Annotated in this window: 19 protein-coding genes and 3 tRNA genes; 9 read left to right on the top strand and 13 right to left on the bottom strand. The window is 72.7% G+C overall.

The window, feature by feature from the left end:
• Window positions 1-5: 5 nt before the first annotated feature.
• Window positions 6-1451 (bottom strand): 3-isopropylmalate dehydratase large subunit, encoded by a 1446-nt coding sequence (gene leuC / locus ACTMSW_RS03485; protein ID WP_441178945.1) that lies wholly within the window; start codon window positions 1449-1451, stop codon window positions 6-8.
• A 49-nt stretch (window positions 1452-1500) separates the two neighbouring features.
• Between leuC and ACTMSW_RS03480 the strand changes: the two genes are divergently transcribed.
• A complete protein-coding gene (locus ACTMSW_RS03480; RefSeq protein ID WP_357038117.1) occupies window positions 1501-2187 on the top strand; it encodes an IclR family transcriptional regulator in 687 nt (228 codons plus the stop codon).
• A gap of 456 nt (window positions 2188-2643) precedes the next feature.
• Here ACTMSW_RS03480 and ACTMSW_RS03475 read toward each other — a convergent pair.
• The 4 genes from ACTMSW_RS03475 to ACTMSW_RS03460 form a co-directional block, all read right to left on the bottom strand.
• Window positions 2644-2716: transfer RNA gene (locus tag ACTMSW_RS03475), tRNA-Glu, on the bottom strand.
• Window positions 2717-2902: 186 nt separating this feature from the next.
• Window positions 2903-2975: transfer RNA gene (locus tag ACTMSW_RS03470), tRNA-Glu, on the bottom strand.
• Window positions 2976-3108: 133 nt separating this feature from the next.
• A tRNA-Gln gene (locus ACTMSW_RS03465) sits at window positions 3109-3180 on the bottom strand.
• Window positions 3181-3287: 107 nt separating this feature from the next.
• Window positions 3288-4091 carry a fumarylacetoacetate hydrolase family protein gene (locus ACTMSW_RS03460; RefSeq protein ID WP_357038120.1) on the bottom strand — a complete coding sequence of 268 codons (804 nt, stop codon included), beginning with the start codon at window positions 4089-4091 and terminating at the stop codon, window positions 3288-3290.
• A 186-nt stretch (window positions 4092-4277) separates the two neighbouring features.
• Between ACTMSW_RS03460 and ACTMSW_RS03455 the strand changes: the two genes are divergently transcribed.
• The 3 genes from ACTMSW_RS03455 to ACTMSW_RS03445 are packed head-to-tail and all read left to right on the top strand — an operon-like array spanning window position 4278 to window position 9034.
• Window positions 4278-5579: a hypothetical protein gene (locus tag ACTMSW_RS03455; RefSeq protein WP_441178944.1), complete on the top strand. Its 1302-nt coding sequence runs from the start codon at window positions 4278-4280 to the stop codon at window positions 5577-5579.
• A gap of 34 nt (window positions 5580-5613) precedes the next feature.
• Window positions 5614-6483: a 3-methyladenine DNA glycosylase gene (locus ACTMSW_RS03450; RefSeq protein WP_441178943.1), complete on the top strand. Its 870-nt coding sequence runs from the start codon at window positions 5614-5616 to the stop codon at window positions 6481-6483.
• Between the two features lie 55 nt (window positions 6484-6538).
• Window positions 6539-9034, top strand: coding sequence for a low temperature requirement protein A (locus ACTMSW_RS03445; protein ID WP_441178942.1), 2496 nt, complete (start codon window positions 6539-6541; stop codon window positions 9032-9034).
• A 10-nt stretch (window positions 9035-9044) separates the two neighbouring features.
• Here the strand turns inward: ACTMSW_RS03445 and arfB are convergent, their stop codons facing one another.
• From arfB to ACTMSW_RS03410, 7 genes are all read right to left on the bottom strand, one after another.
• Entirely contained in the window at window positions 9045-9470 is a 426-nt protein-coding gene (gene arfB / locus ACTMSW_RS03440; protein WP_441178941.1) for an alternative ribosome rescue aminoacyl-tRNA hydrolase ArfB, read from the bottom strand.
• 49 nt (window positions 9471-9519) lie between these two features.
• On the bottom strand, window positions 9520-9819 hold the full coding sequence (locus ACTMSW_RS03435; RefSeq protein ID WP_441178940.1) for a hypothetical protein: 300 nt from the start codon (window positions 9817-9819) through the stop codon (window positions 9520-9522).
• Between the two features lie 109 nt (window positions 9820-9928).
• Window positions 9929-10789 carry a S1C family serine protease gene (locus ACTMSW_RS03430; protein WP_441178939.1) on the bottom strand — a complete coding sequence of 287 codons (861 nt, stop codon included), beginning with the start codon at window positions 10787-10789 and terminating at the stop codon, window positions 9929-9931.
• A gap of 44 nt (window positions 10790-10833) precedes the next feature.
• A complete protein-coding gene (locus tag ACTMSW_RS03425) occupies window positions 10834-11793 on the bottom strand; it encodes a VWA domain-containing protein (protein ID WP_441178938.1) in 960 nt (319 codons plus the stop codon).
• Window positions 11790-12827 (bottom strand): DUF58 domain-containing protein, encoded by a 1038-nt coding sequence (locus ACTMSW_RS03420; RefSeq protein WP_441178937.1) that lies wholly within the window; start codon window positions 12825-12827, stop codon window positions 11790-11792. The genes ACTMSW_RS03425 and ACTMSW_RS03420 overlap by 4 nt, the downstream gene beginning before the upstream one ends.
• Window positions 12824-13873: an AAA family ATPase gene (locus ACTMSW_RS03415; RefSeq protein WP_441178936.1), complete on the bottom strand. Its 1050-nt coding sequence runs from the start codon at window positions 13871-13873 to the stop codon at window positions 12824-12826. Before ACTMSW_RS03415 ends, ACTMSW_RS03420 begins: the two co-directional genes overlap by 4 nt.
• Before the next feature lie 177 nt (window positions 13874-14050).
• Window positions 14051-14590, bottom strand: a complete 540-nt coding sequence (locus ACTMSW_RS03410) for a hypothetical protein (RefSeq protein ID WP_441178935.1) — start codon at window positions 14588-14590, stop codon at window positions 14051-14053.
• A 352-nt stretch (window positions 14591-14942) separates the two neighbouring features.
• Between ACTMSW_RS03410 and ACTMSW_RS03405 the strand changes: the two genes are divergently transcribed.
• Window positions 14943-15926, top strand: coding sequence for an endonuclease/exonuclease/phosphatase family protein (locus tag ACTMSW_RS03405; protein WP_441178934.1), 984 nt, complete (start codon window positions 14943-14945; stop codon window positions 15924-15926).
• Between the two features lie 31 nt (window positions 15927-15957).
• Here ACTMSW_RS03405 and cimA read toward each other — a convergent pair whose 3' ends face one another.
• Window positions 15958-17541, bottom strand: a complete 1584-nt coding sequence (cimA, locus tag ACTMSW_RS03400) for a citramalate synthase (protein ID WP_441178933.1) — start codon at window positions 17539-17541, stop codon at window positions 15958-15960.
• Between the two features lie 346 nt (window positions 17542-17887).
• On the opposite strand from cimA, the gene ACTMSW_RS03395 reads away from it, so the two are divergent.
• The 4 genes from ACTMSW_RS03395 (at window position 17888) to ACTMSW_RS03380 (ending at window position 20339) form a co-directional block, all read left to right on the top strand.
• Window positions 17888-18448 carry a peroxiredoxin gene (locus ACTMSW_RS03395; protein WP_441178932.1) on the top strand — a complete coding sequence of 187 codons (561 nt, stop codon included), beginning with the start codon at window positions 17888-17890 and terminating at the stop codon, window positions 18446-18448.
• Window position 18449: 1 nt separating this feature from the next.
• Window positions 18450-18980 (top strand): carboxymuconolactone decarboxylase family protein, encoded by a 531-nt coding sequence (locus ACTMSW_RS03390; protein WP_441178931.1) that lies wholly within the window; start codon window positions 18450-18452, stop codon window positions 18978-18980.
• Between the two features lie 97 nt (window positions 18981-19077).
• Entirely contained in the window at window positions 19078-19536 is a 459-nt protein-coding gene (locus tag ACTMSW_RS03385) for a PRC-barrel domain-containing protein (protein ID WP_441178930.1), read from the top strand.
• A 59-nt stretch (window positions 19537-19595) separates the two neighbouring features.
• The gene (locus ACTMSW_RS03380) at window positions 19596-20339 is read left to right on the top strand and encodes a tyrosine-protein phosphatase (RefSeq protein WP_441178929.1); all 744 of its coding nucleotides are present in this window, start codon (window positions 19596-19598) and stop codon (window positions 20337-20339) included.
• Window positions 20340-20373 lie beyond the last annotated feature (34 nt).

Here is a 20373-nt window from a genome sequence, read left to right as displayed (position 1 = left end):
CCCTTCTACAGGTCGGCGGGAGCGGCCAGGCGACCGACCACGGCGGTGGCGGCGGCGACCGGCGGGGAGACCAGGTGGGTACGTCCGCCCCGGCCCTGGCGGCCCTCGAAGTTGCGGTTGGAGGTGGAGGCGGCGCGCTGGCCCGGGGACAGCGTGTCCGGGTTCATGCCCAGGCACATCGAACAGCCGGCGAAGCGCCACTCGGCACCGGCGTCGGTGAAGACCTTGTCCAGCCCCTCGGCCTCCGCGGCCTCCCGCACGGCCGCGGAACCGGGCACCACCAGCATCCGTACGCCGTCGGCGACAGTGTTGCCCCGCAGCACGTCGGCCGCGGCGCGCAGATCCTCCAGGCGCCCGTTGGTGCAGGACCCGACGAAGACCACGTCGACCGCGAGGTCACGCAGCGGGGTGCCGGGCGTGAGACCCATGTACTCCAGCGCGCGGTGGGCGGCGGTCCGCTCCGCCTCGGTGACGAACTCCTCCGGCGCCGGCACGGCCGCGCCGAGCGGCGCGCCCTGGCCGGGGTTGGTGCCCCAGGTGACGAACGGCGTGATGCGGCTCGCGTCGAGGGTGACCTCCGCGTCGAACGTCGCGCCCTCGTCGGTGGGCAGCGTCCGCCACCAGGCAACCGCCGCGTCCCAGTCGGCGCCCGTGGGTGCGTTCGGCCGCCCCTTGAGGTACGCGAAGGTGGTCTCGTCGGGCGCGATCATGCCCGCCTTGGCACCCCACTCGATGGACATGTTGGCGATCGTCATGCGGCCCTCCATCGAGAGGGCCCGGATCGCCTCGCCCCGGTACTCGACGATGTGGCCGCGACCGCCGCCGGTGCCGACCTGGGCGATCAGGGCGAGCACCAGGTCCTTGGCGGTGACACCGGGACCGAGCCGGCCGGTGACGTTCACCGCCATCGTCCGGGGCCGCGCCTGCGGCAGCGTCTGGGTGGCCAGCACGTGCTCGACCTCGCTGGTGCCGATGCCGAAGGCGAGCGCACCGAACGCGCCGTGGGTGGCGGTGTGCGAGTCGCCGCAGACGATCGTCATGCCCGGTTGGGTGAGGCCGAGCTGCGGGCCGATCACGTGCACGATGCCCTGGTTCTCGTCGCCCAGCGGGTGCAGCTTCACGCCGAACTCGGCGCAGTTGCGGCGCAGCGTCTCGATCTGCGTACGGGAGGTCGGGTCGGCGATGGTGAGCAGGTCGCCACGGCGCGAGCGGAAGGACGGGTCCGCGTACCCGGTCGGGGTGTTGTGGTCCTCCGTCGCGATCGTCAGGTCGGTGCGGCGGACGGGGCGACCGGCGAGGCGCAGCCCGTCGAAGGCCTGCGGGCTGGTCACCTCGTGCAGCAGGTGCAGGTCGATGAAGAGCAGATCGGGCTCGCCCGCGACGGACCGTACGACGTGCGCGTCCCAGACCTTCTCGGCCAGGGTCCTCGGCTCAGGAGTGACTCCCACCATCTGGACATCCTAAATTCTGGGAGGTAAGTTTCGGCTTGTGGGACACAGTATGAGCGGTGTCGGCGTTCTCGACAAGGCGGTGGTCATCCTGGCCGCCTGTGTCGACGGCGCCAGCCTGGCCGAACTCGTTGAACGAACCAAGCTGCCCCGGGCCACCGCGCACCGGCTCGCGCAGGCTCTGGAAATCCACCGGATGCTGGTACGGGACACCCAGGGTCGCTGGCGCCCCGGCCCGCGCCTGGGTGAGCTGGCCAACGCCGCGCCGGACGTGCTCCTGACGGCGGCGGAGCCGCTGCTCGCCGCGCTGCGGGACGCCACCGGCGAGAGCGCCCAGCTCTATCTGCGCCGCGCGGACGAGCGCATCTGCGTGGCCGCCGCGGAGCGGGCCAGCGGCCTGCGGGACACCGTTCCGGTCGGCTCGGTGCTGCCGATGACCGCCGGTTCGGGGGCGCAGATCCTGCTCGCCTGGGAGCCCCCGGAGGCGGTGATGCCGCTGCTGCCCCGGTCGAAGTTCACCGGTCGCACCCTCGCCGAGGTACGCCGTCGCGGCTGGGCGCAGAGCGTCGCCGAGCGGGAGTTGGGTGTGGCGAGCGTCTCCGCGCCGATCCGCGACCGCACCGGCCGCGTGATCGCCGCGATCAGCATCTCCGGTCCCATCGAGCGCATCGGCCGCCGCCCCGGCGAACGTCACGCGATGGCCGTCGTCCGAGCCGGCCAACGCCTCTCCGGCCTGTAACCCCACCCCAACCGCACACCCCGCCCCCGCCCCGCCCCGCCCCGCCTCCGCCCCCGCCCCGGCTCCAGGGCTCCAGGCTCCGGTCGATCAAGGAGTTTGCGTCAGGATCCGCCCCGGAGCTGACGCAAACTCCTTGATCAACCCGGTCGTGGGGGGCGGGAGGGCTGGGTGGTCAGGTACGGACCGGGTCCTGTCGGGCTGATGTCGAGGATGGATCGGGGTGGGCGGGCGGGTGGTGGAGGCGTGTGAGTCGTCCACGTCATCAGCTCGACAGCGCCGGTAGGAGGACGCCGGCCGCGAAGCAGGACCGACGCGAGGCAGGGCCGGGCCGGCGGCGAGGCAGGGCCGGCCGGGTGGCCGGTTGGAGGCGAGTCCCGGGTGGGGTGCCGGCCGTGCACGGGACACTGGAAGGCGAACGGCCCGCCTCGCGGATGCGAGACGGGCCGTTGCGGTCTGTAGCCCCGACCGGATTCGAACCGGCGCTACCGCCTTGAGAGGGCGGCGTCCTGGGCCGCTAGACGACGGGGCCAGGCACTTTTGCTGCTTCACCGCCCTCGCGAGCGGTGCCGCAGTAGTCTAGCGGCACCGGTCCCGCCCTCGACCACGGGGGGCCGCCGGTCGGCCCCGCGTGCGGCCACGGGGACGGTACGGCCGCAGGGTCCCGAACACGACGAAGCCCGTCCCACCTGAGTGGAACGGGCTGTCACTGCCTCTGTAGCCCCGACCGGATTCGAACCGGCGCTACCGCCTTGAGAGGGCGGCGTCCTGGGCCGCTAGACGACGGGGCCAGAACCTTCCCTGCTACACCGCCCTCGCGAGCGGCGCCGCCGAACTCTACCAGACCCGTCGCCCGCCTTTGGCGAGGCGGGTGCGAACTCCATCAGAATCCAGCGATCGCCGTTCTCTCGAACGACGATTGCGCTGGGGTACCAGGACTCGAACCTAGACTAACTGAACCAGAATCAGTCGGGCTGCCAATTACCCCATACCCCATCGGCCCCTTGCGGCGCCGGGTACAAACCTTACCTTCCCCGTGCCGCGAGGCCAAATCGATACCCCTAAACCGCCTCTGAGCTGCGGAAACAGTCTCTTTGGCCGGATCAGGCGACGGGCACCACCGGGTTGCTCAGCTCTCCGATGCCCTCGATCCGGACGGTGACCGTATCCCCCTCCGTGAGCGGGCTAACCCCGGCCGGGGTACCGGTCAGCACGATGTCGCCCGGGAGCAGCGTCATCACGTGGGAGACGTACGACACCAGGGCCGGCACGTCGAAGACCATGTCCCGGGTCCGGCCGATCTGGCGGACCTCCATCTCCTCCGGGTTGCGGCCCACCTCGCAGCGGATCTCCAGGTCGGTCACGTCCAGGCCGGTGGTGATCCACGGTCCGATCGGGCAGAACGAGTCGAAGCCCTTGGCGCGGGTCCACTGCCCGTCGGTGCGCTGGAGGTCCCGGGCGGTGACGTCGTTGGCGCAGGTGTAGCCGAAGATGGCCCGTTCCGCGGCGGCCCGGTCGGCGCGGCGGGCGCCCGGGGCGCCGATCACCACGGCCAGCTCCGCCTCGTGCTCGACCTGCTTGGAGAAGATCGGCAGCCGGATGGCGTCCCGGGGGCCGATGACCGAGGTGGAGGGCTTGAGGAAGAGCAGCGGCTCCTTCGGCACCTCGCTGCCGTGCTCGGCGGCGTGCTCGGCGTAGTTGCGGCCGACGCAGACGACCTTGCTGGGCAGGATCGGCGAGAGCAGCCGGACGTCGGAGAGCGCCCACCGGGCGCCGGAGAACTGGATCTGCCCGAACGGGTGGCCCTCGATCTCGGCGATGGTCAGCCCGGCCGGGCCGGCCTCCGCCTCGCCCTCGACGACCCCGAACGACATTCCCTTGGCATGAGCGAAACGAGCGATACGCACCCGGCAACACTAGCCCCGACGGCGGACCGGCCGACCCGGGCCACGGAGGACGCGACCGGGGCCACCACGGATGGGACGAGCGGCGGCGCACCCTACGTCGGGTCCGACCCGGCGGGGCGGACTTCCCGCCTTCTCACCCGCACGAACCGATCCCGCCCCTAGCGTCGGCTCCGGAGGTTCGTTCGTATGCCTGCATCGACACGACACCACAGGGCCCTCGCAGTGTTCGTGCACTGCCTCGGCATCCTCGCCGCCGTTCCGGCACTGCCGACGGCGGCCCCACCCGCGGCGGCGGCCGAGCCACGCCCGGCGGCCGCGCAACCCACGGCGCAACCCACGGCGGCACCGTCGGCGGCACCCGGCCGGCCGTCGGCGCCGCCGGCGCTGCCCAGCCCGACCCGGGTGGTGGTGCCGCCGCCGAAACCGCCGATCACCGTGGCGGTCGCGCCGGAGAGCACGCCCGCGCCGCGCTACCGCATCCAGGTGCGCAACGACGGAGCCGCGCCGGTGTCGACCACGGTCCGGCAGGAGCTGCCACCCGGTTCGTCGGCCACCGCGATAACCGACGGCGGACGGGCCACCCGGACCGCCGGCTCGACCGAGGTGACGTGGCGGCTTCAGGTGCCGGCGCGGAGCACCACCACGCTGGGGACCACGCTCACGACGGTCGCGCCGGACCGTCCGCTGACCGCGCCCGCGTGCGCGTTCGACAGCGTCGGCAGCCGGCCGTACGACTGCGCGACGGCGACCTGGAACGCGGCGTCGGCATCGGCGCAACGGGCCGAGGTGACGCCGGTCTGGCGGCGGCCGGCGGCCCTGCTGGCCGGGTTCGGTGGGGTGGCCGCGCTGGCCGTGGGCGGGATCTGGCTGGTCCGGCGGCGACGCCGGCCGACGGCGGCGGCGCTGGCCTCCGGCGGGCCGGGCACCGTCTACCCGAGGCCGGCGACGCCGGACGTCACGCGGCGCCGACGGCGGCCCTCGACGTGGCTGCTCGTACCGGCCGTGGTGCTGGTGCTCACCGGCACGGCCGGCACCGCCGCCTGGACGGCCACCCGCCGGGTGGCGGCCATCGACACCGACAGCCAGCCCACCGCCGGCGCCTGGGTCGGCCGGGGCGTGGCCGGCACGGTCGGCGAGCCGCTGCGCGAGTCGGCGTTCGAGTTCACCGTCTACCGGGTGGCCTGCCAGCCGGGGCGGAGCGCCCGGCGGTGCGAGGCGACCGTCGGGGTGCGCAACGTCTCACCGGAGCGGCAGACGTGGCACGGCCGGTTGCAGCGGGCGTACCTGCCGGACGGCAACTTCGTCAGCACCGACGAACAGGCCACCCGGATGGCCAACCTGGGCCGGGACGTGTTCGCCGAGCCGATGGCGGCGGGCAGCCGGATGGTGCTGCCGTTGGTGTTCACGGTGCAGGGCGAGAAGCCACTCCAGCAGTTGGAGCTGCGCAGCGGGGTCTTCTCCGCCGGTGTGCGGGTGGACGTGCCCTGACCGGTGCGTCGGGCGGCGGTCGTACCCTGGACCGGTGACCGCCGCCCTCGCCCGCACCACCCTGCTCGACGCGGGCACCTGGCGGGAGCGGCGCCGGGCGCACGAGGATCGGGTCGACGCCTGGCTGACGCCGCACCTGGCCCGCCGCCACCGGGGCGAGAAGCACCCGGTGGAGGACTTCCTCTTCACCTACTACTCGCACCGGCCGGCGCAGCTGCGCCGCTGGCATCCGGGGGCCGGGGTGGTGCTGCGCGACGCGGACCCGGCCGAGTTCGGCCGGGACTACCGCGCCGGCGCCGCCGGGGTCACCCTCGACACCGACGGCGTACGCGCGCGGCGCGCCGAGTCGATCACCTGGATCCGGGCGCTGCTCACCGCCACCGCCGACCGGCCCGCCCAGCTGGGCTGCTTCGGGATGCACGAGTGGGCGATGGTCTACCGGCAGACCCAGGAAGAGGTACGCCACAACGCGTGGCCGCTGCGCCTCACGCCGGAGCGCACCGCCGAGGTCGTCGAGGAGCGGGGCGTCCGGTGCAGCCACTTCGACGCGTACCGTTTCTTCACCGCGCCCGCCCGGCCGCTGAACCTGCTCACCCCGACGCGGGAGAGCCAGCACGCCCACGAGCAGCCCGGGTGCCTGCACGCCAACATGGACCTCTACAAGTGGGCGTACAAGTTGTCTCCGCTGGTGCCCGGTGAGCTGGTCGCCGACGCGTTCGCGCTGGCCCGGGAGATCCGTACGTTGGACATGCGGGCCAGCCCGTACGACCTCGCCGACCTGGGGTATCCGCCGGTGCGGGTGGAGACGCCGGAGGGGCGGGCGGAGTACGCGACCGCCCAGCGGGGTTTCGCCGAGCGGGCCGCCGGGCTGCGCGCACGGCTGCTGGAGGCCGTCCCGGCATAGGGCGGTTTCCGGCGAACCGGGCAGCCGTGGCCGCGCCGCTTGACAGAGTTGACCGGTGAGGAACACCGGGCCGGTGGCGCACTTCGGCCGGATCCACCTGGCCGAGCGGGCGGCCGGCGTGAGTCGCCTGGAACTCTTCGTCGACCTGGTCTTCGTCTACGCGTTCCTCAACGTCACCAGCGTGACGGCCGAGCAGTTCAACCTCGCCGGTGTGCCGCGCGGCATGCTGCTGCTCGCACTGCTGTGGTGGTGCTGGGTGCACTACGCCTGGCTGGGGAATGCCGTCCGGCTCACCCGGGGCGCGCTTCCAGCGGTGACGTTCGGCCTGGCCGCCACGCTCTTCGTGATGGCGCTGACCGTCCGGGAGGCCTTCGTGGACCGGCCGGGCGGGCTGCCCGGGCCGCTGGTCTTCGCGGTGGGCTATGTCCTGGCCCGTGGCGGCCCGCTGCTCATCGCGACGCTGGCGCTGCGCCACGATCCGGCCAAGCTGCGGCAGATGCGGCGGGCCTGGCCGCCGGCCGCCGCGGGGATGCTGCTGCTGCTCGCCTCCGCCCTGCTGCCCGGGCTGGTCGACGACCGGCTGGTCCAGGACGTGATCCGGTTCGGTCTCGTCGTCCTCGCCCTCACCGTCGAGTACGGCGTGATCTTCGCCATCGGCACGGGTGCCTGGCGGCTGCGCTCCATCCCGTACTGGGCGGAACGGCACAGTCTGATCATCCTCATCGGCTTCGGTGAGACGATCATCGCGATCGGGCTCAGTCAGGGCGCCGCCGTCGCCCAGCCGCTGACCTGGCCGGTGATCGCCGGGGTGCTGGTCAGCGTCCTGCTCGTCGGCTCGCTGTGGTGGACGTACTTCGACATCGCCCGGTTCGCCGCCGAGCAGGCGCTGGAGCGGATCTCCGGCGCGCGGCGGGCCCGGCTCGGGCGGGACGCCTACAGCTATCTGCACCTGCCGATGATGGGCGGGCTGATCCTGGTCTCCCTCGGCCTGAAGACGGCTCTCGCGCAGTTGCGCGTCCCGTCCGAGCCGACGCTGCTCGGACCGCTGGTGCTCTACGGCGGCGTGGCGCTCTACCTGATCGGCCTCTTCGCCTTCGAGGTACGGACCCTGCGCTTCATCGGCCGCTCACCGCTGCTCGGCATCGTCCTGACCCTGGGCCTGCTGCCCGTCGCCGTCAATCTGCCGGTGCTCGGCCAACTGTGTCTGCTGGTGGCCGCCACCGGGACGATGGCGCTGGCGGACACGACCGTCTTCCGGCATCGCCACCGGATCCTCCACCAGGAGATGGGGCCGGCCGGGGAAGCGGGGGGCGGGGTCACACCGAAGGAACTCTTCCTCGACCTCGTCTTCGTGTACGCGTTCCTCCAGGTGTCCGCCCTGCTCGCGGAGGATCCCACCTGGTCGGGTCTGCTGCGGGGTCTGCTGGTGCTCACCGTGCTCTGGTGGGCGTGGTGCGCGTACGTCTGGCTGGCCTGCGCGGTCCGGTCGGAGGCCGCCGTGGTGCGGGTGGTGATGGTGGTGGTGGTCGCCGTGACCGCGGTGATCAGCATCGCCGTGCCGCAGGCTCTGGCCGACGCCCGGGGTGGGCTCTCCGGGCCGTTGGTCTTCGTCACCTGCTACGCGGTCCTCCGCCTGTCGCAGATCGCCGCCCTGTGGGTGACGGCGTGGCGGGAGCAGGACCCGGACCGGCGCGCGCAGGCCGTCGCCACGACGTGGCCCACACTGGTCGCGCTCGCCGTGCTTCTCGCGGCCGCCCTGGTACCGGAACCGGTGGGTGACATCCGGCTGCTCTCGCCGCCGCGGATCGCCCTCTGGCTGGTGGCGATCGCGGTCGACCTGGGCGGTGCCCGGCTCGTCGACATCGCCCGCTGGCGGATCTGGTCCGCACCGCACTGGTCGGACCGTTTCGGTCTCATCGTCATCATCGGTCTCGGTGAGGCGGTCATCGCCATCGGCGCGGCCGTCGTCTACACGCCGGTGTCGGGTCGCATCGTCGTCGCCGCCGTCCTCGGCACGGCCCTGCTGGGTGCCCTGTGGTGGATCTACTTCGGCGGTGACGCGGACGTGGGTGAGCACGCCCTGGCGGGCCGGACGGGACGGGCACGGAGCGCCCTGGCCCGGGACGCGTACGCCTATCTGCACCTGCCGATGATCGCGGGCATCGTGCTGGTCTCCCTCGGCCTCCGCAAGACGATGGCCGGGCTCGGCGTCCAGCCTCTCCTCGTGGACGTGCCGCCGCTGGGCGTGGTGCCCCACCTGGCCCTGGTCGGCGGGGTGCTGCTCTACCTGGTCGCCGACGAGGCGTTCTGGCGGCTGGCCACGGGCGGGTGGCGCCGGCGCCGGCTGCTCACCGCCGCGGCGGTGGCGGTGCTGATCCCGTTGACCGCTCCGGTCGGCCCGCTGAGGGCGCTCGGCGCGCTGGTGGGGACCGTCCTGCTGCTGGTCGCGGTCGAGGTGGCGGGCGGAGCCGGTGGACAGCGCGACGACCTCTCCTCCCCCACCGGCGACCCGGCGTCACGCTCCGGCGCGCAGCCCGTCCAGCAGGAGTGACACGCGTGGGTCAGTCGCCGTCGACGCGGCGATCGCGTTTGCGCTGCGACTGGCGCTTCTTCTCGGCCAGCCGGCGCTCCTTGGCGCCCCGTGACGGACGGGTCGGGCGGCGCGGTGGCGGTGGCGGGGCGACCGCCTCGCGCAGCAGGGCGGCCATCCGCTCCCTGGCGGCCTCCCGGTTGGCCAGCTGGGCCCGGTGCTCACTGGCCGCCACGGTCAGCACACCGTCGACGAGCCGTCCGGCGAGCCGCTCCAGGGCCCGTGCGCGCAGGGACGCCGGGATGCCGGGCGACGTGCCCAGGTCGAAGCTCAGCTCGACCCGGGAGTCGGTGGTGTTGACGCCCTGCCCGCCCGGGCCGGACGAGCGGGAGAAACGCTCGCGCAGCTCGGCGGCGGGCACCACCCACCGGTCGGTCACCCGCAGTCCGTCGTCCACACCCCGAGGCTAGCGCCCGACGCGCCCGTCGGGCGGGGCACCGGGTGGGTCAGCGCGCCACCCGGGTCGTCGTCGGGGACACCGACGGGGCGGGCGACGGGTCGGTGGCGGGCTGGTCCGAGTCGGCGGCGGCGTACGCGACCGCCCCGACCAGCAGCAGCGCGATCACCCCGATCTTCGTGGTGACCACCTTGATCAGCAGCCACGCGGCGCGACGGGCGCCGGGCACGGTCTTCCTCGCGGTCTGGTAGTCGGTCCACCCACGTCGTGCCCGGGCGTACGACGACCCCACACCGGTGCCGATGATCAGGCCCATCAGCAGGAGGGCCACGATGACAGGACGCTCCACCCACGCCAGTATCCATACTCAGCGTAATATTTCCATGGTCCGATCATTACCCGCCGGAAATCCGACAGTTTTCACGTTCTGGCGTGGTCGGACGATGACTCAGCGCAGCTCAACCGCCCTTTCCGATGATCGTGTCGGCGGTCTGCTGGACCTGGTCGATCGGAATGGCGAAGCCGATGCCGATCGAGCCGTTGCCGTCGATGGTGGCGATGGCGGTGTTGACGCCGACCACCTCGCCGCGCGCGTTCACCAGCGGGCCACCGGAGTTGCCGGGGTTGATTGAGGCGTCCGTCTGCACGGCCGTGTGCCGGTTGTCGCCGAGACGTACCGGACGGTCCAGCGCGCTCACGATCCCGGCGGTGACCGTTCCGGACAGACCGAGCGGGGATCCGACCGCCAGCACCGGCTCGCCGACGCGCGTCGCACCGGGCTTCGCCAGCGGCAGCGCTGAGAGTCCCGCCGACGGCGGCACCCGGAGCACCGCCAGGTCACTGCGCGGCTCCCGGCCGACGACCTCGGCGGCGAGCCGCCGCCCGTCCGGCAGCTCCACGGTCACCGGCCCACCCCGCCCCCGGGCCAGGATGTGGTCGTTGGTGATGATGTGCTGCTGGTCGTCGACGGCGAAGCCGGACCCGGTCGCCGAGGCGCTCCCGCCGCTGCCGACCAGCACGGACACCACGCCCGGCACGGTCTTCCCGGCGGCGGTGACGAGTTCCGCCGGCACCGCGGCGGCCGAGGCCGCCGCCGGCCCGGGCGTGCCCTCCCGACTGGCCACCACGCCGCCGGCCAGCGCGCCCGTGGTCGCGGAGACCGCCACCAGGGCCAGCGCGGCGAGCAGCCGACCGGACCGCCGTCCACCCGGATCGCGGTCCGATCCGGGTCCGTCCCACCGCGACCGCCCGTCCGGTCCCAGCTCGGGCGAGATGAACCAGGGGCCGCGCGGCTCGCCCAGCCCGGTCTGCACTGCCATGCGTACGCTCCTCACGTGTTCACGCTCGACGGTGGCCGTACGGCTCAGGGCAGTCGGGAGAACCACCGCATCGACCCGAACGCCGCGCCCATGGCGAACACCAGCCCGAGGCCGATGAACCGGGCGGAGACGTCCTGGCGCACGGTGCGGTACCCGACCGAGCTGCCGATGTCCTCGTAGACCTGTTGCAGCTCGTCGCTGGTGCTCGCCTCGTGGAAGAGGCCGCCGGTCTCCTCGGCCACCGCCCGCAGGGTCTGCCCGTCCACCGGGACCTGGATCGGCCGGCCGCCCCGGTCGACGAAGCCCGACGGGGTGCCGAACGAGATGGTGTGCACCGGGACCTTCATCTCGACCGCGTCGGCCGCGGCCTCCATCGGGTCCATTCCGGACGTGTTCGCGCCGTCGGAGAGCACGATGACGCGGGCCGGCGGCGGATTCTGGGCCGCCTGACCGTCGAAGCCCTTGACCGCGCCGAGCGACGTGTTGATGGCCTCGCCGATGGCGGTGCCCTGGACGCCGGTGGCACCCTCCACGAGCCGTTCGATCCCCTCGTGCAGGGCCTCCCGGTCGGTGCCCGGGGGCACCAGCACGGCCGCGCTACCGGCGAAGGCGACCAGACCGACGTTGAACTCCTCGGGCAGCCCGTCGACGAACCGTCGGGCGGCGTCCTTGGCGGAGGTGAGCCGGTCCGGTTCGACGTCGCGCGCGAGCATCGACGTGGAGACGTCGACGGCGACCATCACGGTGGCCCGTTCCCGGGGTACGCGCACCTCGGCCGTGGGCCGGGCGAACCCGACCACCAGCAGCGCCAGCATCGCCAGGAACAGCCCGGCCGGCACGTGCCGCCGCCAGGCCGGCCGCTGTGGGGCGACGCGGTCCAGCAGCCGCAGGTTGGTGAAGCGGACCGCGTACCGGCTGCGCCGGCGCTGCATGAGCAGGTAGCCGACCACCAGGGCGAGCACCCCGAGGAGCAGCCAGAGCCGGACCGGTGACTGCCAGCTCACGCGACACCTCCCCGGGCCGCGCCGGCCGGGGCGGCCGCCAGCCGGCGCTGGGCGTGCACGTGCCGCACGATGTCGGCGCCCCAGTCGCGGTCCGTCCGCAGCGGCAGGTGGGCCGCCCCGGTCCGGCGCAACGCCTGGCGCACCTGGTCGCGCTGGGCCGCCGCGGCGGCCGCGTACCGCTCGCGCAGGCCCGCGTCGCCGGTCCACACCTCGCGCCGCCGGCCGGTCTCCGGGTCGACCAGCGTGATCAGGCCGACGTCCGGCAACTCCAGTTCGCGGGGGTCGGTGACCTCGACGGCCAGCACCTGGTGGCGTACCGCGAGCCGGCGCAGGCTGCGTTCCCACGGGGGCGCCTGCCCCGGGTCGTCGGGCAGCCCGTCGAGGAAGTCGGAGACCACCACGACCAGGCCACGCCGGGTGGCCACCCGGTGGACGGCGGCCAGCGCCTCCACCAGGTCGGGTGGCGCGAGCGGCACGGCGTCCTCGTCGTACCCGCCGACGCGTGGGGCGTTGAGCAGCGCCCGCAACAGGCCGAGCAGGTGCGTACGCCCGCTGCGGGGCGGGAACCGGCGCAGCCCCTGCGGGGTGAGCACCTGCGCGCCGAGGCGGTTGCCGACCCCGGCGGTGAGGAAGCCGACCGCCGCCACCGCGGCCACCGCCAGCTCCCGCTTGTCCAGGTCGGCCGTGCCGTACTCCATGCTCGGGCTGGCGTCGACCAGCAGCCAGGTGGTCAGTTCCCGGTCGGCGTCGACCTCACGGATGTGCGGCACGGTGGTCCGCGCGGTGACCGCCCAGTCCATCCGGCGCACCTCGTCCTCGCCCGGGCGGTACTCGCGGCTGCCGGCGATCTCGCTGCCCGGTCCGGGCAGCAGGCCCCGGTACTGCCCGTGCAGCAGTCCGTCGAGCCGCCGGGTCACGGTCAGCTCCAGCCGCCGCAGCCGCTCGTCCGACGCGAGGTCGGCGAGGCCCGGGTCGACGGGGCCCGGGACGGTTGCGACCGGCGCGGGCGCCGGGACGCTGCCGCGCCACCTCATGCCGCCGCCAGGTCGGCCGCGTGTTCCGGGTGGCCGGTGGCGATGCGGGGCGGTGGTACGGCGTCGACCAGCCGCCGGACCACCGACTCCGCGGACACCCCGTCGGCGACCGCGTCGAACGAGAGCACCAGACGGTGGGCGAGCACGTCGACGGAGAGTTCGCGGATGTCCTCGGGCAGCACGTACAGCCGTCCCCGCAGGAGCGCCTGCGCCCGCGCGGCCGCCACCAGGCCGAGGGTGGCCCGGGGGCTCGCACCGTACGCGAGCAGTCGTGCCACCTCGGGCAGCCCGAACCGGCCGGGGTCCCGGGTGGCCAGGATCAACCGGACGACGTACTCGGCGAGGGCGTGGTGCACGAACACGTGCCGGGCGCGGGCCTGCAGCTCGAGCAGGCGCTGCGGGTCGAGCACCCGGCGCGCGGTGGGCCGGTCGGCGCTCATCCGGTAGAGGATGGCGAGTTCGTCGGCGTCGCTCGGATAGTCGACGACGACCTTCATGAGGAACCGGTCGCGCTGCGCCTCGGGCAACTGGTAGACGCCCTCGGACTCGATCGGGTTCTGGGTGGCCAGCACCAGGAAGGGTCGGGGCACCTCCCAGCTGCGCCCACCGATGGAGACCTGCCGCTCCGCCATCGCCTCCAGCAGGGCGGACTGCACCTTCGCGGGGGCCCGGTTGATCTCGTCGGCGAGCACCAGGTTCGCCATGATCGGCCCCAGCTCGATGTCGAAGGACTCCTTGGAGGCCCGGTAGATCCGGGTGCCCACGATGTCCGACGGGACGAGGTCGGGGGTGAACTGGATCCGGGAGAAGGTGCCGCCGACGACGGTGGCGAGGGTGTGCGCGGCGAGGGTCTTCGCCACGCCGGGAACGCCCTCCAGGAGGCAGTGCCCGTCGGCGACGAGGGCGGTCAGCAGGCGCTCGACGAGGCGATCCTGCCCGACGATCACGCGTTTGACCTCGAAGAGGGTCTGTTCCAGCTCGGCGCCGGTCGCGTCGGGATCGACCGGGCTGGGCACGCTGGCCAGGGTGTCCGAGATGTCCGTCACGGTGCTTGCTTCCCGTGGCGGTGGTCGGACAAACGTCGGATTAACCGGCCCGGTGCGGGCCGAAGGCTCCCAGACCGGCACGAGGGATCACGATCCCGTCAGCCCGGACCGACCGGGGCTGGAACGACCGGCGGCGCCGGCCCACGTGCGGGGCCGACGCCGTCGAGACGGTGCGGATCAGTTGGCGACGACCAGGTGGAACGGCAGGTCCGTCGGCACACCGGCCGAGTTGCGGGTCTGCACGAAGACCGAGTTGGTCAGCGGCAGGGTGCGGGGGGCGACGGAGACCTCGCCGCCCGGCGGGACGAAGCCGGGGCCGGCGTCCCCGATCGTCGCCACGAACGCCTTCGCGGAGACGTTGTACGGGAAGGAGACCTGGTACTGGCCGGGGCCGTACGTGACGGTCGAGAACTTGAACGAGACGACGCCACCCGACGACCGGGCCAGCGTGCCGTTGGCGTTGACCACGGCGAAGGACACCGTGCCCGGGGCCGTGGCGAGGGTGGTGACGCGCTGGGCGGCGGCCTTGGCCTTGCGGGCCGACTCGCCCGTCGCCGGAGGCTGCCCGTTCGAGCCGGGCTGACGGACCGGCGCCTGCGCCACCTCGGCCGGGGCCTTCGCCGCCGGCTGGGCGATGGCGACGCCACCACCGGCCAGGCTGAGCGCCGCGACGGCGAGCGTCACCACCGCTGCCTTGCGTCTGAGAATGTTCACCATGACAGGTCTCCCTTGGAGCGTGCGGGGCCGACCGTTCCGCTTTTGCGAAACGGTTTTCTCGATTCGTTCGGCTTGCGGCATCGAGCGGTATTCGACGGGACGACCACGCCCCGGCGCACCTCGAACATGGAACCGCTCAATATTTTTCGGACTCTGACCTGGTATTACTACTCAGAGTTGCGACGTCCCAACCACGTGGAAACTAGCACCGCAAAAAGCCGGGCGTCAATAGTGGATCACGCTTTTGGGGGGCATTGCGATACAGCCGGAAAATTGTGAGAAGCGAGCGCTTCGCCATTCATGAAATGCGTGGGACACCCGGTCGCAGGGCGCTCCGGCTAGGCTCCTCGCCATGATCGAGGAGCACCGCCCGCGCACCCGCCGGGTCATCACGGCGCTCTGCTGGCTCGCGGTCACACCGGCCGTGCTCTGGGCCGGCGCCCGACTGCTCGGGCTCGACCGGGGACCGGGAGTCCAGGTCCTCGCCTTCACCCCGTACGCCGCGGCGGGCAGCCTGGCCCCCCTGGTGCTGGCGGTCGCCCTGCGGCGGCGGTGGACGGCGGCGGTCGCGGCGGTGGCCACGGCCGTGCTGGTCGTCCTGGTGGTGCCCCGGATGCTGTCCTCGCCGCAGCCCGACGCGGGCGGCCCCACCGTCCGGCTGCTGACCGCCAATCTGCTCGCCGGGGCGGCCGACGCGCGGACCCTGGTCGACCTCGTCCGCCGGCACCGCGTCGACGTGCTCGCCGTGCAGGAGTTCACCCCGGGCGCGCAGGCCGAGCTGGACCGGCTCGGCCTGGCCGAGCTGCTCCCCCACCGGCAGCTCCATCCGCAGGTCGGCACGGTCGGTTCGGGCCTCTACGCCCGCTTCCCGATCGGCGAGGGCGGGGTGCGGCACAATCGCGGAGGCTGGGGTTTCGACCAGGCGTACGGCACGGTGGCCGTCCCCGGCGCCCCGCCGGTGCGGGTGGAGTCGGCGCACCCGGCGGCACCGTACGCGATCGACCAGGTCGGGCACTGGCGAACCGATCTCGCGGCGCAGCCGCCGGCCACCCCGGACGGACCGCTGCGGATCCTCGCCGGCGACTTCAACGCCACCCTCGACCACACGCCGCTGCGCGACCTGCTCCACACCGGGTACGTCGACGCGGCCGACGCCGCCGGAGCGGGACTGGTCGGCACGTGGGGCCCCTACGACGGCGACCCGATTCCCCCGGTGACCATCGACCACGTGCTCGTCGACCGGCGGATCGCCGTCCGCGCGGTGTCCGTGCACGACGTGCCCGGCAGCGACCACCGTGCGGTGCTCGCCGAGGTGGCTCTGCCCGCGGGGGTGTGAGGAAGGGCCCCGGAGGGCCCCTCCGGACACGTCAGACCCGGGCCCGGTCCAGGCCGTACGTCAGGGCGTCGACCAGGGCGTGCCAGCTCGCCTCCACCACGTTCGGGTGCACCCCGACGGTCGTCCAGTCGCGGCCCGCGCCGTCGGAGGTCTCCACCAGGACCCGCGTCACCGCACCGGTGCCGTGGCTGCCCTCCAGGATGCGGACCTTGTAGTCGGCCAGCTCGAAGTCGCGCAGCTCCGGGTAGTGCTTGGCGAGCCCGACCCGTAGCGCCTCGTCGAGGGCGTTGATCGGGCCGTTCCCCTCGGCGGTGGCGATGACCCGCTCACCCCGTACGCGGATCTTCACGGTGGCCTCGGAGACCACCGCGCCGTCCTCGCGGTGCTCGACCTGCACCCGGTACGACTCCAGCGCAAACGGCCGGGCCAGGGCGGCGCCCGGCAGCTCGGAGCGGACCAGCAGCTCGAACGAGGCGTCCGCCGCCTCGAACGACCACCCACTGGCCTCCAGTTCCTTGACCCGGTTGGTCACGTTCGACAGGGTCTCCGGATGGCCGGCCAGGTCCAGGCCCAGCTCGCGGCTCTTGAGCTCGACGCTCGCCCGGCCGGCCATCTCGGTGATGAGGATCCGCATGTCGTTGCCGACCGTCTCCGGCTCCACGTGGTTGTAGAGCAGCGGATCCACCTTGATCGCGCTCGCGTGCAGACCCGCCTTGTGGGCGAAGGCCGCGGCCCCGACGTAGGCCTGGTGGGTGTCGGGGGCGATGTTGGCGATCTCGGCGATGGCGTGGGAGACCCGCACCATCTGTTCCAGGCAGCCGTCCGGTAGGACCGGCATGCCGAGCTTGAGCTGGAGGTTCGCGACGACGGCGAAGATGTCCGCGTTGCCGGGCCGCTCGCCGTACCCGTTGGCGGTGCCCTGGACGTGCCGGACCCCGGCCTCGACGGCCGCGATCGTGTTGGCCACCGCGCAGGCGGTGTCGTTCTGGGCGTGCATGCCGAGAAGTTCGGGGGCGACACCGGTCCGGTCGGTGAGGTCGGCGATCGCGGCGGTCACCCAGGAGGGCAGCATGCCGCCGTTGGTGTCGCAGAGCACGAAACGCTCGGCGCCCGCGGCGAGCGCGGTCTCGACGACCGCCGCGCTGTACGCGGGGTCGTGCCGGTACCCGTCGAAGAAGTGCTCGCCGTCGACGAACACCCGGCGTCCCTCGGCGACCAGGTGCGTGACGGTGTCGTGGATCATCGCCAGGTTCTCGCCCGCGGAGGTGCGCAGCGCCCGCTCGACGTGCCGCAGGTCCGCCTTGGCCACCAGGGCGATCGCCGGCGTCTGCGCGTCGAGCAACCCGCGCACCTGGGGGTCGTCCGCGACCGCGACGCCGGCCCGCCGGGTCGCCCCGAACGCCACCAGCACGGCGTGCTTCAGGGTGAGGTCGGTACGCGCACGCCGGAAGAACTCGGTGTCCTTGGGGACCGCACCGGGCCAGCCTCCCTCGATGAAGCCGACGCCGACCTCGTCGAGCAGCGCGGCCACCGCCAGCTTGTCGACCACGGAGTAGCTGAGCCCCTCGCGCTGCGCGCCGTCGCGCAGGGTCGTGTCGTACACCTGGAAGGTCATGGGGTTCCCTTCGTCGGGGGCTGTCGGGAGCAACAAAAAGACCCCCCGCGAATGCAGGAGGTCTGCGCGCTCGGCGGAGGGGCCGGCGCGCTAGCCGTCGGTAATCAGAACGGTGCTGGTCACGGTCGATACTCTGCCACCCCGGCGCGGTTTTGGGAGCAGAAATCCACATGACGGGACGGGTGACGCAGGGTGTCCGTAGCGAACGCGGGGGCGCTTCGGGGCCGGACACGCCGCCGGTGATCGACTTCACAAGTCAACCAGCCGCCAACCGGCGGAAACACCACTGCGGAAGTATCTGGAAACAATCCAGTTAACGGCCTCGTGCCGCTGTTGAGGAGGACCTATGCTCACTGTCGGTGACCGCTTCCCCGAGTACGAACTCACCGCCTGCGTGTCGCTCGACGCCGACCGGGCGTTCGAGACGATCAACCACAAGTCCCACGAGGGCAAGTGGCGGGTGGTCTTCTTCTGGCCGAAGGACTTCACCTTCATCTGTCCGACGGAGATCGCCGAGTTCGGCCGGCTCAACGGCGAGTTCGCCGACCGGGACGCCCAGGTCCTCGGCGTGTCGGTGGACAACGAGTTCGTCCACTACGCGTGGCGCAAGGACCACCCCGACCTGCGGGACCTGCCGTTCCCGATGCTCAGCGACATCAAGCGCGAGCTGACCACGGACTGCGGCGTGCTCGGCGAGGACGGCGTGGCTCAGCGGGCCACCTTCATCGTCGACCCGCACAACGAGATCCAGTTCGCCATGGTGACCGCCGGCTCGGTCGGCCGCAACGTCTCGGAGGTCCTGCGGGTCCTCGACGCCCTGCAGACCGACGAGCTGTGCCCGTGCAACTGGAACAAGGGCGGCGCGACCCTCGACGCCAACTCCCTCCTCGCCGGCACCGGTGCCTGACATGGGTCTCGACGCGATCAAGGCGGCCCTGCCCGAGTACGCCAAGGACATCCGGCTCAACCTCGGCTCCACCATCAGCACGTCGACCCTGAAGCCGGAGCAGGCCTGGGGCACCGCGCTGGCCTGCGCGGTCGCGGCCCGCAACGCGGTCGTGCTGAAGGAGATCGCCGACGAGGCGGGCACCCACCTCACCCCCGAGGCGGTCGAGGCGGCCAAGGGCGCCGCCGCCATCATGGCGATGAACAACGTCTACTACCGGGCCAAGCACCTGATCGGCGACGACCAGTACCAGTCGATCCCGGCCCGGCTGCGGATGCAGATCATCGCCCGACCCGGCGTGGAGAAGGCCGACTTCGAGCTGTGGTGCCTCGCCGTCTCGGCGATCACCGGCTGCGGAGTCTGCCTGGAGTCGCACGAGAAGACGCTGCGCAACGCGGGTTTCAGCCGTGAGCAGGTGCACGAGGGGTTGCGCATCGCCGCCGTCGTGCACGCCGCCGCGGTCACCCTCGACGCCGAGGCCGCACTCGCCTGATTGCGCTGGTGGCCGGCGTGTAGCGATCGCCACAGGCGGGTAGGAACCGTACGACAGACAACATCCCCCGAGAAAGTCGAGAAAGGGAGTGAACGCCATGGAGCGGCTCGACCCTCGAACGACGCACGGGACGCCGGATCCGCTCGTCCACGGCGGTCAGGGAGCCTTTCCGGGCGACGCGCCCGGTGGCACCTTCGACCCGTGGCGCTACCGGGACGAGGCCGGCGTGACCGACGCCGACCTGGTGGGCTACAAGGTGGAGGCGAGTGACGGCGGCATCGGCAAGGTGGACAGCGCCAGCCACGACGTCAACTCCAGCTACCTCGTGGTCGACACCGGCCCGTGGATCTTCGGCAAGAAGGTCATGATCCCTGCCGGCACCGTCAACCACGTCGACCACGACGAGGGGAAGGTCTACGTCGACCGGAGCAAGGACCAGGTCAAGGCCGCGCCCGAGTACGACGAGACCGCCGACACCGACCCGGCCTACCGGGACAAGCTCGGTGGTTACTACGGCGAGACGTACTCGGCCATTCCGCCGGGTACCGCCAGGTAACGGTTGATCCTGTTCAGCGGCCGGTGGGGCTAAGCCCCACCGGCCGTTACCGTGTCGACGTGGACACCACCGGTACGGACCGCAGGATCCCCTTCAGTGCGATGTTCAACTTCCGCGACGTCGGCGGCCACACCGGGCACGATGGCCGGACGGTGCGGCGGGGCCGGCTCTACCGCTCCGACTCACTGCACCGCATCGACGACACCGACCGGGAGGCGTTCGCCGCCCTCGGCGTACGGACCGTGATCGACCTCCGACGGCCGTACGAGGTCGAGCGGGACGGCCGGGTGCCCGACTTCGACGGGTTGACCTGGCGGCACATCCATCCCGAGCACGCCGAGTGGCACGAGCGTCCGTACGAGCCCGGCGCCGACCTGGCCCGCTACCTCGCCGACCGGTACGCCGACCTCGCCGCGACCGGCACCGCCGGGCTGGCCGAGGCGGTCGGGCTGATCGCGGACTCGGCGAACGCCCCGGTCGTCGTGCACTGCGTCGCCGGCAAGGACCGCACCGGCATCGTCTGCGGCCTCACCCTCGCCCTGCTGGGCGTCCCGGACGAGGACATCGCCGCCGACTACGCACTGAGCACCGAGGCGGGCGAACGGTTCATGGCGTGGTTCGCCTCCACCGGCCAACAGGTGCGCCCCGGCCTGCCCCCGCTCACCTGCCCGGAGCAGGCGATGCTGTTGTTCCTCGCCGAACTGCGCGAGGGCCACGGCTCGGTGGAGGACTACCTCCGCCACGCCGGCGTCACCGACGCCCAGCTCACCGCGCTCCGCGACCACCTGCTCGACGAGGTGTAAGGAAGGGCCCCTTCTTAACGCCAGGCGTTAAGAA

Source organism: Micromonospora sp. BQ11 (genome assembly GCF_052068135.1).
GTDB lineage: Bacteria > Actinomycetota > Actinomycetes > Mycobacteriales > Micromonosporaceae > Micromonospora.
The sequence above is the reverse complement of the archived record's forward strand: the minus strand, read 5'-3'. Positions and strand labels throughout refer to the sequence as shown.